General features: G+C 29.7%; 14 protein-coding genes and 1 pseudogene. 4 read left to right on the forward strand and 11 right to left on the reverse strand.

Annotated elements, in window-relative coordinates:
• The first annotated feature begins 2 nt into the window (after window positions 1-2).
• The 3 genes from flgC to AJN60_RS07890 are packed head-to-tail and all read left to right on the forward strand — an operon-like array spanning window position 3 to window position 2,615.
• Window positions 3-497, forward strand: coding sequence for a flagellar basal body rod protein FlgC (gene flgC / locus AJN60_RS07880; protein WP_002855235.1), 495 nt, complete (start codon window positions 3-5; stop codon window positions 495-497).
• A gap of 6 nt (window positions 498-503) precedes the next feature.
• Window positions 504-800, forward strand: coding sequence for a flagellar hook-basal body complex protein FliE (gene fliE, locus AJN60_RS07885; protein ID WP_002856884.1), 297 nt, complete (start codon window positions 504-506; stop codon window positions 798-800).
• A gap of 6 nt (window positions 801-806) precedes the next feature.
• The gene (locus AJN60_RS07890) at window positions 807-2,615 is read left to right on the forward strand and encodes a peptidoglycan D,D-transpeptidase FtsI family protein (protein WP_002861253.1); all 1,809 of its coding nucleotides are present in this window, start codon (window positions 807-809) and stop codon (window positions 2,613-2,615) included.
• On the opposite strand, the gene AJN60_RS07895 is transcribed toward AJN60_RS07890, so the two are convergent.
• The 11 genes and pseudogenes from AJN60_RS07895 to AJN60_RS07945 form a co-directional block, all read right to left on the reverse strand.
• The gene (locus AJN60_RS07895) at window positions 2,612-4,381 is read right to left on the reverse strand and encodes a Na/Pi cotransporter family protein (RefSeq protein WP_070286219.1); all 1,770 of its coding nucleotides are present in this window, start codon (window positions 4,379-4,381) and stop codon (window positions 2,612-2,614) included. The genes AJN60_RS07890 and AJN60_RS07895 overlap by 4 nt on opposite strands.
• Before the next feature lie 3 nt (window positions 4,382-4,384).
• Window positions 4,385-4,819 (reverse strand): hypothetical protein, encoded by a 435-nt coding sequence (locus AJN60_RS07900; RefSeq protein WP_044778764.1) that lies wholly within the window; start codon window positions 4,817-4,819, stop codon window positions 4,385-4,387.
• Complete coding sequence (locus AJN60_RS07905; RefSeq protein WP_002872637.1) at window positions 4,819-5,136, reverse strand: rhodanese-like domain-containing protein; 318 nt, start codon at window positions 5,134-5,136, stop codon at window positions 4,819-4,821. Before AJN60_RS07905 ends, AJN60_RS07900 begins: the two co-directional genes overlap by 1 nt.
• Window positions 5,133-6,959: a molecular chaperone HtpG gene (htpG, locus tag AJN60_RS07910; RefSeq protein WP_002921604.1), complete on the reverse strand. Its 1,827-nt coding sequence runs from the start codon at window positions 6,957-6,959 to the stop codon at window positions 5,133-5,135. Before htpG ends, AJN60_RS07905 begins: the two co-directional genes overlap by 4 nt.
• Window positions 6,960-7,031: 72 nt before the next feature.
• Window positions 7,032-7,400: a fluoride efflux transporter CrcB gene (crcB, locus tag AJN60_RS07915; protein ID WP_052857932.1), complete on the reverse strand. Its 369-nt coding sequence runs from the start codon at window positions 7,398-7,400 to the stop codon at window positions 7,032-7,034.
• Window positions 7,394-8,086 carry a lysophospholipid acyltransferase family protein gene (locus AJN60_RS07920; RefSeq protein WP_070286220.1) on the reverse strand — a complete coding sequence of 231 codons (693 nt, stop codon included), beginning with the start codon at window positions 8,084-8,086 and terminating at the stop codon, window positions 7,394-7,396. The genes crcB and AJN60_RS07920 overlap by 7 nt, the downstream gene beginning before the upstream one ends.
• The gene (locus tag AJN60_RS07925; protein WP_044779934.1) at window positions 8,067-9,263 is read right to left on the reverse strand and encodes an SH3 domain-containing protein; all 1,197 of its coding nucleotides are present in this window, start codon (window positions 9,261-9,263) and stop codon (window positions 8,067-8,069) included. The genes AJN60_RS07920 and AJN60_RS07925 overlap by 20 nt, the downstream gene beginning before the upstream one ends.
• A pseudogene (gene purQ, locus AJN60_RS07930) lies at window positions 9,235-9,907 on the reverse strand (phosphoribosylformylglycinamidine synthase I). The gene AJN60_RS07925 and the pseudogene purQ overlap by 29 nt, the downstream one beginning before the upstream one ends.
• A gap of 1 nt (window position 9,908) precedes the next feature.
• Complete coding sequence (gene purS / locus AJN60_RS07935) at window positions 9,909-10,154, reverse strand: phosphoribosylformylglycinamidine synthase subunit PurS (protein ID WP_070278850.1); 246 nt, start codon at window positions 10,152-10,154, stop codon at window positions 9,909-9,911.
• A gap of 8 nt (window positions 10,155-10,162) precedes the next feature.
• Window positions 10,163-10,873, reverse strand: a complete 711-nt coding sequence (gene purC / locus AJN60_RS07940) for a phosphoribosylaminoimidazolesuccinocarboxamide synthase (protein WP_002880951.1) — start codon at window positions 10,871-10,873, stop codon at window positions 10,163-10,165.
• A 1-nt stretch (window position 10,874) separates the two neighbouring features.
• A complete protein-coding gene (locus AJN60_RS07945) occupies window positions 10,875-12,209 on the reverse strand; it encodes a S41 family peptidase (protein ID WP_074487233.1) in 1,335 nt (444 codons plus the stop codon).
• Window positions 12,210-12,326: 117 nt separating this feature from the next.
• Here AJN60_RS07945 and AJN60_RS07950 point away from each other — a divergent pair, with 117 nt between their 5' ends.
• Window positions 12,327-12,617, forward strand: a complete 291-nt coding sequence (locus AJN60_RS07950; protein WP_002859054.1) for a metal-sensing transcriptional repressor — start codon at window positions 12,327-12,329, stop codon at window positions 12,615-12,617.
• Window positions 12,618-12,628: the final 11 nt, after the last annotated feature.

Below are 12,628 nucleotides of genomic sequence, written 5' to 3' on the forward strand. Positions count from 1 at the left end.
TTATGGCATACTTAAGTGATTTTGATATTAGTGGTTATGGTTTAAGTGCTCAACGTTTTAGAATGAATGTTATTAGCTCTAATATAGCTAATGCAAACACTACAAGAACAGCTGAGGGTGGGCCTTATAGAAGACGCGAAGTGATCTTTAAAGCAACAGATTTTGATAAGCTTTTAAATGAGCAAATTAACAAAGATAATAATTTTTTAAAATATGAAAATCCTTTAAATGATCCAAGTTCGCCAGAAGAAGCTAAACCTGCTATTCAAAGTGTTGTAGTGGATAAAGTGGTCAGAGATGACAAAGATTTTCGCATGAAGTATGATCCGAGCCATCCTGATGCAAATGCTGAAGGTTATGTAGCGTATCCAAATGTAAATCCTGTTATTGAAATGGCAGATTTGATTGAAGCTACAAGAGCTTATCAAGCCAATGTAAGTGCTTTTACAAGTGCAAAAACTATAGCTCAAAGTGCGATTGATTTATTAAGAGGATAATAAAAAATGAACAATATTAATGATTTAAGATTAAATAATAATATTTCAAATACCAACAAAAGTCAAAATTCCACAGGAATTGGTGATGAATTTGCCAAGATGCTTAAAAATGAAATCGATGATTTAAATAAAGCACAAGAAAGTGGAGAAGCTGCAATGACAGACATTGCCACAGGACAAGTAAAAGATTTACATCAAGCAGCTATAGCTATCACTAAAGCTGAAAGCAGTATGAAATTTATGCTAGAAGTAAGAAATAAAGCGATCAGTGCTTATAAAGAAATCACAAGAACTCAAATTTAAACCCTAATGCAAGAATATAAAAAAAATAGGGTTTCAAAAGTTGCCTTTGCCTACTGCATGGCACTTTTGTTTATGATTATTTTTATCAGCTCTACTTTTTTTCTTACATCAAAACGTCATATACCTAACACTGAAAAAGATCAATACGCTCTTGCTCTAAGAGGATCGATTATAACTAAAGATAATTTTACTATCACAAGTTCTAAACAAATTTATCGCGCTGAAATTGATCTTAGAAGTATCAACAAAGATAAATTTGATCTATTTTTAAAGCTTTTTCAAATTTATAGTGGGATAAGTAACGATCAAATAGCAGATATTAAAAAAAGAATGCAAAATCAAAAAAAACGCTCTTATAATTTTGTTCTTTTACAAAACTTAGATTCCAAGCAAGCAAGCTACCTTAAAGACCTTGCTAAAAAACTTTATATACAAGGCTTTTTCAAAGCTTTTACAAATAATTCTGGAAGAGTTGAAACAAGAGGATTAAATATCATCGAACATGAAGAAGATAGAATTTACATGTCAAAAGATTCTTTTACTCCTATTATCGGTTATACTAAAATGATATTAGATCCAGAAAGTGGAATTTTAAAAAATATAGGAGTTAAAGGTTTAGAAAAATACTACGATGAATGTCTAAGTCCTGTTCAAAATGAAAAAATTCAAGGACTTAAAGATATAGGTGGAAATATTATTTTAAATCTAAATTCACTACAACAAAAAAAGATCAATGGTTGTGATTTATATTTAAATCTTTCTTTGAAACTACAAAAAAGCATAGAAAAAGCCATAGATCAAAGAAATGAGGATTTAAAAGCCAATGAAATCATCGTTGGGGTAATGGAAAGCAAAACAGGTAGAATTTTAGCTTTAGCAAGCTCAAGGCGCTATGACCCGCAAAATCGTGGAAAAGATCTATCAGTTCTTAATGCAAGCGCTATAGAATACGGCTATGAAGCAGGTTCTGTTATCAAACCTTTTATCTTTACAACAGCCTTAAGACTTGGTAAAATAAAAATGGATGAAGTGATTAATACTTATGGCGGTTCTTATAAGCTAGGACGTTTCACCATCAAAGACGATCACAAAATGGACAAAATGACCATGGAGGAAGTTATAAGATATTCTTCAAATATAGGCATGATACAAATTGCTAAAAGACTTAACAATATAGAAATCGTATCAGGACTTAAAATATTTAAATTTGGTGAAAAAAGTGGTATTGACCTACCCTATGAACAAAAAGGAGAAATTCCAAATCCTAAGCGCTTAAGAGATATAGAAAAATCTGTTTTAAGTTATGGTTATGGACTTAAAACGACCTTTATACAACTCCTTGCAGCTTATAATGTTTTCAACAATGATGGGTTTTATATCACACCGCGTTTAGCTGAAAAATTCTATCAAAATGGACGCTTTACAAATCTTGATAATGATGTAAAAAAAGAAAAAATTCTTTCTAGCGAAGCCACTAAAACGATGCAAAATGTTCTTATAAATGTTATAGAAAAAGGAACAGGAAAAAAGGCAATTACACAAGGTATTATTGCAGGAGGTAAAACAGGAACGGCAAGAATAGCCGAAAGACAAGGTTACACCTCAAATCGCTACAATGCATCCTTTTTTGGTTTTGCAAATGATTTAAATCACGCCTATACCATAGGAGTTCTCGTAAGACATCCTACTAAACCTTATAGTTATTATGCTGCACAAAGTGCTTTGCCTATGTTTAAAGATGTTGTTGATATTTTAATCAATGAAGAATTTCTAACGCCTATACAAGACAATAACCAAACTAGCACAAACAACTAGTTTGATATATCTTTAGAAAATATCACCTCAACAGCACCTATAAGTTCTTCAGCAATCTTAGCAGCAAAAGTTGTATCATTAAGTATTGAAATTCCTTCAGCTGTTGTGATTTTTCTTACTGAAATAAGATGTTCAACATTGCTCAAGGTTAAAGTATCGATTTCTTTTAAAATTTCTTTTCCTTTTTGAAGATTTTTAATAATCAAATAAAGCTTTTCACGATCTTCAACCACTCTAAGCTCTTCGATACTTCTTAAAAGCTCTCCTAAATTCGATCTAATTTTATTATACTCTAAAGCCAAAAATTCATTAGAAGAACTAGAATATTTCTTAATATTTGCTTGGATAATTTTTAAATTTTTAGTTGTTTCGACTAAATTTTTAGCTGCCATCTTAAAGGTAAAAATTTTATGATTCTTTGTTTCATCGTTAATATAAACTTGTGCTTTAGTTGAAAAATCAATAATAGCTTCAAAAAGAACCTTTATCCTAGTTTGATACAAATAGTCCAAATCCACATTTTTACTAAACCACCTTTTATTTTCTAAAATTTCTTTAAAACTTTTATCACTTTGTATATCTTTACGACTAAAACCTATAGCATGAGCAACAATTGCATAGGTATTGTTATAAAGATGCTCGCTTTCTTTCCTTAAAGCTTCGATGGCTGTGTCACTAAACTTAACCAAACTACTATCAAGATATAAAGGCTTGTCTTTATTCTTATCTTTAGGAGCTTTTACTATCTTATTTAAAAAAAGAACAATTTGAGGAGTAAAGAATGAAAAAAGCACAACACCAATTAAATTAAACAAAGTGTGAAATAATGCTACTTTCAAAGCTATATCTTCTATGTTTAATGCAATGGATAAAAAATTAAGAAAATGTATAAAATAAGGAAAAATAAGCACTATTAAAAAAGCTATACCAAAATTAAAAATACAATTTGCAAACGCTAATTTCTTTCCTTCAATATTGGTACTTAAAGAAGCTAAAACAGCCGTTACAACCCCTCCAACACTAGTACCTAAAGTTGCTGCTAAGGAATTTTCCAAACTGATTTGTCCAGCAAGTAAAGCAGCAACAATAATAGCCATTGTAGCTGTGCTTGATTGTATAACTCCTGTAAGCAAAGCACCTAATCCTAAAAAAACAAAAACTCCTTTAAAACCAGCAAAATCAAAGCGAGAAAGATCAATTATATGTTTAAAATTTTCAAAACCACTTTTAATATAATCCACACCCAAAAAGAAAAATCCTATACCAATAAAAATATTACCCAAACCCTTTAAAACACTATCTTTTTGAAAGAAAAATAATACTCCAATAATCAAAAGTGGGATAGCTAACATTGAAATTTTAATATTTGTCAAACCAACAATCAGCCAAGAACTTGCCGTATTTCCTAAATTTGCTCCAAAAATAATCCCTATGCCCGCACCTAAAGAAATAAGCCCTGCACTCAAAAAAGAAATCGTAATAATAGAAACTAAAGTTGAAGATTGCATAATTAAAGTACTTAAAGTACCAAAAAGTATACTTTTTATCTTTGTATCAGTTGACTTTGCTAAAATTTTTTCAAGCAAACCACCACTAAAAGCTTTAAAACCTATACCTAAATTAGTCATTCCAATAAGAAGTATTGCCACTCCTGCTAAAAGATTGGCAAGCTCGTCATAACGAATTAAAATAAAAATCAGAACTAAAGTAAAAATGCTCCATGAAATAAATTTAAAATATTTTAAAGAATTTCTTTCCTCTTGCAATACCTAACCTTTTAATTTTTCAAATTCATTCATCAGAAATTCTCTTAAATTTTCAGCTTCTTCTTCGCCTTTTTCTAGATACTCAAGTAATAAATTTTCTAATTCTTTTAAAAAAGAAAAAAGTTCATTTTGCCAGATACTATCGTTTTTATTACTCAAATTCATGGTTTGTATGAAAGTCAGCTCCCTGCTTAAATCCCCAAGTTTTTCTAAAAATTCATCTTTTTGATCAGAAATTTTTAATGCTAAATTAGCATTTTGGATATTTTCTTTAAATTCTCTGATTTTTTCATCGATTAAATCACAAAATTTCGGATAAATATCCATTTTAATAGGCTCTAAAAGAGTTCGCTCATCTATATTTAAAGTAAGCTTTTTAACAGCAAAATAAAGAGCTAAAAAAGACAAAGCTGCTATGAGTAAATAAATTCCTAGCATTAATAACCCTTAAGGGCTAGCATTCCGCCATCTAAATTGATGCTTTCAAGTCCCAATTTTTCAGCTATAAATTCAGCTGCAACCATGCTTCTATGACCACTACGACAAATAAAAGCAAGTTTTTTATTTTCATCTCTTTTGCTTTGAAATTCATCTAAAAATTTAGCATTTAAAAGCCCTTGATTATCATATAAAGCTACACATTGCGCATTAGGTAAAATGCCTTCTTCCCATTCTAAAGGAGTACGCACATCAAAAATTTGATATGCGTTTAAATCTTGCTTTGTCCAAAGACTCGCAGGGATATTTTCTATCATGAAAAAGCCTTGTTGATGATTTTTGTAAGGCTTGCATTAAATTCAGCAGGATTATCCACACCCATACCTTCGCTTAGTTTTGCCATATTTAAAACCAAAGTTGCTATATCTGCACTAAAGGTTTCGTTATTTTTAAGACCTGTAAAAATAGCGTGTTTTGGATTGATTTCTAAAATAGGTTTGAAATTTTGTTCTTGACCCATTTGTTTTAAGAGTTGTTGCATAGCAAAATCAGGTTTATTTTTATCATAAACTATACAACTTGGGCTATCTTTTAAACGACTGGTTAGTCTTACATCTTCAACTTGATCTTTTAGAAGTTCTTTAAATTTAGCTACAAGTGGAGCAAAAGTATTTTTTTCTTCATCGCTTAGTTCATTTTTATCTTCTACTTGATTGATGGCTACAAATTTCAAACCTTCAAATTCTAGCATAGGAGTTACTAAAGAATCAATCTCATCGTCCATGAGTAAAACTTCTATATTTTTTTGTTTATACTCTTCAAGTAAAGGAGAGGTTCTTAATAAACTTTCATTATTTCCTGCTATATAAAAAATTTCCTTTTGTTCGCCTTGAAGGTCATTTTTATACTCCTCTAAAGAGCGTAAATTTTCACCTTTAGTGCTTTTATAAAGCATGAGTTTTAAAAGACCATCTTTTTCTCCACCAAAACCATAAAGTCCTTCTTTTAATACCTTGCCAAAGGTTTTAAAGAAAGATAAGTATTTTTCTTTATCATTGTTTTTTAGTTTTTCAAGTTCACCTAAAATCTTTTTAACGCTAGCTTCTTTAACACCTTTTAAAATTTGATTTTCTTGTAAAATTTCACGGCTTACATTAAGTGGTAAATCTTCTACATCGATAATCCCACGCACAAAACGCAAATAAGTTGGTAAAAGTTCTTTATCGTCATCACTGATAAATACGCGTTTTACATAAAGTTTTAAGCCACTTTGATAATCCACACGGAATAAATCAAAAGGTGCATTTTGTGGTATGAAAAATAAAGAATTGTATTCTAATTTTCCTTCGCTTTTAGTGTGAAGATAAAGTAAAGGTTTGTTTGAATCATGAAAATTTTGCTCATAAAATCTTTCATAATCTTCTGCTTTAAGGCTTGATTTTTGCATTCTCCATAAAGCATTGGCTTTATTGATTTGAGAAATTTTAAGTTCAGTTTTCCCTTCTTCTTCGCCTTCTTTAGCAGGAGTAAATTCTTCTTTTTCCATGAAAATTGGAAATTGAATATGATTAGAATATTTTTCAATAATGCTTTCGATTTTATAAGTATTAGCAAACTCATCATCTTTTAAATATAAAGTAATGCTTGTTCCTTGTTCTTCTTTGTTTGCGTCATCAATCTCATAACCATTTGCATCAGAACTCCAAAGATAAGCTTTATCATCTAAAGCTTTTTTACTTAAAACTTCGATTTTACTAGCCACCATAAAAGCAGAATAAAAACCTACTCCGAATTGTCCTATGAGTTGAGAATCTTTTTTAGCATCACCGCTCAAATTTTCTAAAAAGCTTTTAGTACCGCTTTTTGCTATGGTTCCAAGGTTGTTGATAAGATCATCTTTATCCATACCTATACCATTATCACTAATGCTTAAAGTTTTTTTATCTTTGTCAATTTTGATTTCAATTTTAGGTTCGAATTTTAAGCTTTTATATTTATCATCACTTACGCTCAAAAAATTAAGCTTATCTAAAGCGTCGCTTGCGTTTGAAATAAGTTCTCTTAAAAAAATTTCTTTATTAGAATATAAAGAGTGTATCATAAGCTGTAAAAGCTGATTTACTTCGGTTTGAAATTGCATTTTAATCTCCTTTGTAATTTTTTAAAGTGGTATTTTAGCAAAAAATACAAATTCTAAAGTAAATTTAAAGATTTATTTGAAAATTATAAAACCAAGCCATGTAGCAAATAAGCAAAGAAAGACATTTAAGATAATATTTAACGCAAAATGAAGATAATTTCCACTTTGCAAAAGAAGTAAATTTTGATAAGAAAAAGTAGAAAAAGTTGTAAAAGCTCCTAAAAAACCTGTACTTATAAAGCTTTTAAGTAAAGGAGATAAACCTTTATTTTGTACATAAGAAAACAAAAGTCCTATGATAAAAGAACCCAAAACATTAACAAAAAGAGTTCCAAGGTTGATAGAATAAGGAAAAAATTTATTCACTAAATTAATAGAAAGCATTCTTAATATTGCTCCTATAAATCCCCCAAAACCAACAACTAAAAGGGTATTTAGCAAAGCTTAGCTCTTTCTTGATCGAGTAATTCTTGCATTTTTTTTCTAGTGTTTTCAAGCCATTTGTCATCATTTGTATCGACTAAATCCATACAAATGATTTTAAGCACTCCGCTGCTTGCACTAAAACTTTTTGTGTCTAAAATTTTTGCAGAATCCACAATTAAAATGGGTTGAACTTTAAGATTTAATTTTTCACTTAAAATTTTTGCTCCACTTTGAAATTTAAGCATTTTTTCATTTTTAGATCTAGTTCCTTCTGGAAAAATAGCCAAAACCCTATCTTCGCTAATTCTTTCTTTTGCTTCTTTTAAAACTCGTACCAAATCACGCGGATTTTTTCTATCTATACAAAGAAGTTTTGGTTTTTTCATAGCGACTTTGAAAATAGGAATTTCTCCTAATTCTTTTTTGGCAATCCAGCATAAATTTTTAGGATATAATTCTTCTAAAGCAATGATATCTAAAGCACTTTGATGATTCATTAAAATCATCTGAGCTTGTGGATTAAAAGTGCCAATGATTTCTTGTTTATAAGAGATGGTATATCTTTGAAATTTAGCCCAAATTTTGCGGATTTTCCAAAGTGTGTTTTGAGATTTTGTAAAGTAAAAACAAAAAACCACCAAAGCAACGCTTAAAACAAAAAAAATCCAAAAATAAAGAGCTTTAATTTTTTTGTAAATCATCTTTATTAACCCAACCTATTTTTCCATCAGAAAACAGTACTTTAATATAATTTTGTCTTTTGCCTAAAACTTCTACTTTTTCATCTGCATTTGCCGTATAAAAATAAGTTGAAGGCTCTGTAGGTAAAATTTTAGCCCTAGAACCAGCCTTGATAATTGCATTTTGAGTATTGGTATCTACAAGAAAACTAAGCGCAAAACAAACAACTGCCAAAGCCAGAATAATGTAATTTTTTCTCCATACAAATAAAGCTCCAAATAAAACCGCTAAAAACCATAAGGTATATTGTTTATAAATATTTAAGTCTTTATTTACAGGATTTAAATCACTCTGAGTGCTGATCTCATCGTCACTAATTTTTAGTTTTAAATTTATATTTTCAAGCTTTTTACTGTCCTTATTGAAATACGAAAATTCAAAATTTGTTTTACTTAATGGCAAAATAGCATAATAAAAAGCACTAGAAGCATTAAAATCCCCTTTTAAATTTTCAATGCCTTGCTTTTGAATTCCTTCTATAAAAAAGCTTTTAAGATTTGTATTGGTTGCGTTTAGTTCTACCATCATAATGATATTAGCATCATCAAAATAACTCGCTTTAACTTTTTTAATTTCCAAAGAACTTGCCACAAGGTGTGAAAAATCTTTATTGGATAAAGTATTTTCAAATTTGATAGGATTAAGATTGATATCGGCCTCTTGAAAAGCTTCATTATTTCTAAGAAGTTTGATAGAAATTTTACTCAAACTAGCATTTGAATTTTTGGCTTCAAACCATAAAGTTGTTTTATATTCGTTATTGATAAATTCCCATTTTGCATCTGGATTTAAAAAAGATAAGTTAGTTTTTTCTACGCTTATGTTAAAATCAAATTTTGTATTTTCCGTAGTGCGAGCATAGATCGTAATAGGAAAAACTTCTCCAACATATACCCTACTTGGATATTCATCATTTGTAAGAACCAAACTCCCTTTAGCTATAAAAGGATCATCTACATTGCTTTCAAAGTCATTATTTTCATCGCTTGGCGGAATATTTTGATAAATTTTTTGTTCTTCTTGGGGTAATTTTTGTAATTCTTTTTGCATATTTTCATCTTGGCCGCTAAATACAGAAATTTCACCTCTGCCGAACAATACAACAACACTAAAAACTAAAGTTAATAAAATTTTCAAAATAAAAAGCCTTTAAGCATTTTCAAACCTAGATCATTACCTAGAACTTTTTCACAAGCACGCTCAGGATGTGGCATGAGTCCAAAGATTTTTTTGTTTTCATCACAAATTCCTGCGATATCAAATACAGAACCATTTGGATTTGACTCGTATTTTAGAGTAATAAGATCTTTATCTTGCAATTCTTTTAAAGTAGCCTCATCAGCGTAATAATTTCCCTCTCCATGGGCAATTGGTAAATTAATAATTTCATCTTTTTTGAAATTTTTCAAAAAGGCATTATCATTAGAAACTACTCTTAAATTTTGGTTTTTTGAGATAAAGCTAAGATTGTTGTTATGCTTCATTGCACCTTTTAAAAGACCGCTTTCAAGTAAAATTTGAAAACCATTGCAAATACCTAAGATATATCCTCCCTTTTTTGCATGATTAAAAACACCTTGCATAACAGGAGCAAGTTTTGCAATAGCTGCACATCTTAGATAATCTCCATAAGAAAATCCGCCTGGCAAAACAACTAAATCTGCATCAAATTCTTTTTCTTCATGCCAAACAATCTGCGTTTTTACTCCAAGTTTTTCAAAGGCATAAGCTGTATCAAATTCACAATTTGTCCCTGGAAATCTAATAATAGCAACTTTCATTTTACTCTTTCTCAATTACAAGCTCATAATCTTCAATGACGCTATTTACCAACAACTCTTCACACATTTTTTTTACTTGTTCTTTGGATAATTTTTCATCTTTCTCATCAAGAGAAATTTTGATTTGTTTTGCTATTTTTACTTCTTTTACGCTATTAAAATTTAAAGAATGCAAAGCTTTTTCCACCGCTTTGCCCTGTGGATCTAAAACCCCATTTTTTAAAGAAATATTTACAATAACTTCCATATTTTTCCTTAATTTAATATTCTTTTTAAAACTTCTTCATAAGCCATTTTTACATTACCTAGATCTTGACGAAATCTATCTTTGTCTAATTTTTCATTACTAAATTTATCCCAAAATCTACAACTATCAGGACTTATTTCATCAGCTAAAACAAGCTCATTATCTTTAGTTAAACCCAGTTCGATTTTAAAGTCAATCAGCCTTAAATTCTTATTGTCAAAAAATGGAGTTAAAATAGAGTTAATCTTTCTAGCTATATTTTTAATTTCACTAATTTGAGCTTCATTTTGCACTAAATTTAAAATCAAACAATGCTCATCATTGATAAAAGGATCGCCTAAGGCATCATCTTTAAGACAAAATTCCACCAAAGCAAAAGGTAGTACAGTGCCATCTTTAATGCCCAGTCTTTTTGTAAGAGAACCTGTTGCAACATTGCGTACTATAACTTCAATAGGAACAATTTTACATTTTTTAACCACTTGTTCTGTATCGCTTATAGTTTCTACCAAATGGGTTTTAATCCCATTTTTTTCAAGCAAATGAAAAATTTCGGTACTGATTTTACAGTTTAATGCGCCTTTTCCACTTTCATTGCCTCTTTTTTCTGCATTAAAAGCAGTTAAATCATCTTTAAACTCACTAATTAGTAAATTTTCATCATCAGTTTTGAAAAGTTTTTTACCTTTTCCTTCGTAGAGCATTTCTTTTTTTGTCATTTTATTGTCCTTGTTTGATATTTAAAATTTTAATAGTATCAATAGCTGATTTTAACTGTGCGTCATCATTGATTTGTTTTTGACTGATTAGATTTTTATTGTCTTTATTTTCTTGTTTATCTTCTTTTTTATTTTTATCTATTTTTTCAAGCTCACTTTCTAAATGTTGTTTTAAGTCGCTTTCTTTTATAGAAAAACCATCTTCTTGAGTATTTACTTTACCTGGAAAAACTTCAATATCAGGTTTTACACCCACTGCTTGAATAGTACGGCCGCTTGGAAGATAATATCTTGCAATAGTAAGCCTTAAAGCTTCAGTTTTATTAATAGGTATGATTTGTTGAACACTACCTTTTCCAAAAGTATTTTCACCCACAATAACACCGCGTTTAAGATCTTGCAAAGCTCCACTTACGATTTCACTTGCACTAGCACTTCCACCATTTACAAGCACAACCAAAGAAGCATTAGAAATTTTGTTTTTAGGATCGGCTTTATATTCTTGATTTTCACTTGCGATGCGTCCTTTTTGAGAAACAATAACACCTTTATCTACAAATAAATTTACAAGTCCTATAGCTTGATTTAAAAGTCCACCAGGATTATTTCTAAGATCTAAAATAACCCCTTTAACATTAGGATATTTTTTAAGTTCTTTACTTGCCACATCTACAACATTTTTATCAAAATTTGTAACTCTAAGATAAAGAATGTTTTCATTTTCTATCATTTTTGTATAAACACTTTCTATCTTAATAATTTCTCTTGTAAGCGTAACATCAAAAGGTTTTGTTGCACCTTTTCTAAAGATGGTTAAAGTGATTTGAGTTTTTGGCTTACCACGCATTTTATCCACAGCATCATTGAGATTAATTCCCAAAGTGGCCTCATCATTAATTTTTAAAATAATATCTCCTGATTTTATCCCTGCTTTATCTGCTGGTGTTCCTTCTATAGGAGAAACAACTGTTAAAGCACCATCTTTCATACCTACGGTTATACCAAGGCCACCAAATTCACCATTGGTTTGAATTTTCATATCATTAAAATCTTTTTCATTTAAAAAAGAAGAATGCGCATCAAGATTGCTTAAAAGTCCTGATAAAGATTTATCCACCAAATCGCTGATATTTTGATCATCCACATAATATTGCTCTACTATGGCAAGAGTTTTTGTAAGCTTATCTAAAGCTTCTAGGCGTTTTTGAACCTGCTCTTCTTTTTGATCAACTTTAGCTTGTAAATGACTCGTTAAAAATAGACATAAAATAAAAGTAGTGGCAAAGCCTGCAAGACCTGCAAAAAATCGTTTTGTTTTCAAAATAAGCTCCATTATTGAGTTTTAGTTTAAAGAGTAAATTTTAATAAAAATTACTTAAAACTTCGTAAATAAATTTAAATTCTTAAAAATATGTTAAAATAGACTAAAAATTCCAAAAAGAAAGTTAATACAATGTGCCAAGAAAAACATACTCATACACATTCTCAAAAACATCTTAAAGCAGTTTGCAATCGTCTAAGTAGAACTATAGGGCATTTAAGTGCTATTAAAAGAATGGTTGAAAATGACAAAGACTGTAGTGAAATTTTAATCCAGCTTGCTGCCGTAAAAGCCGAAGTTAACAATACCGCAAAAGTAGTTTTAAAAGAACATTTAGCTCATTGTATGGTACATGCTATAGAAGAAAATGATATTCAAAGCATAGAAGAATTAAACAAGGCTATAGATATGTTTATGAAATAATCTAAAATTAG

This window comes from Campylobacter sp. BCW_4323, from assembly GCF_001763115.1.
Lineage (GTDB): Bacteria > Campylobacterota > Campylobacteria > Campylobacterales > Campylobacteraceae > Campylobacter_D > Campylobacter_D jejuni.

Bases quoted from the DNA above. Each gene is read 5' to 3' on its own strand.
- flgC (WP_002855235.1), top strand. From the start codon at position 3: ATGGCATACTTAAGTGATTTTGATATTAGTGGTTATGGTTTAAGTGCT.
- fliE (WP_002856884.1), top strand. From the start codon at position 504: ATGAACAATATTAATGATTTAAGATTAAATAATAATATTTCAAATACC.
- AJN60_RS07890 (WP_002861253.1), top strand. From the start codon at position 807: ATGCAAGAATATAAAAAAAATAGGGTTTCAAAAGTTGCCTTTGCCTAC.
- AJN60_RS07900 (WP_044778764.1), bottom strand. From the start codon at position 4,819: ATGCTAGGAATTTATTTACTCATAGCAGCTTTGTCTTTTTTAGCTCTT.
- AJN60_RS07905 (WP_002872637.1), bottom strand. From the start codon at position 5,136: ATGATAGAAAATATCCCTGCGAGTCTTTGGACAAAGCAAGATTTAAAC.
- htpG (WP_002921604.1), bottom strand. From the start codon at position 6,959: ATGCAATTTCAAACCGAAGTAAATCAGCTTTTACAGCTTATGATACAC.
- AJN60_RS07920 (WP_070286220.1), bottom strand. From the start codon at position 8,086: ATGATTTACAAAAAAATTAAAGCTCTTTATTTTTGGATTTTTTTTGTT.
- purS (WP_070278850.1), bottom strand. From the start codon at position 10,154: ATGGAAGTTATTGTAAATATTTCTTTAAAAAATGGGGTTTTAGATCCA.
- purC (WP_002880951.1), bottom strand. From the start codon at position 10,873: ATGACAAAAAAAGAAATGCTCTACGAAGGAAAAGGTAAAAAACTTTTC.
- AJN60_RS07950 (WP_002859054.1), top strand. From the start codon at position 12,327: ATGTGCCAAGAAAAACATACTCATACACATTCTCAAAAACATCTTAAA.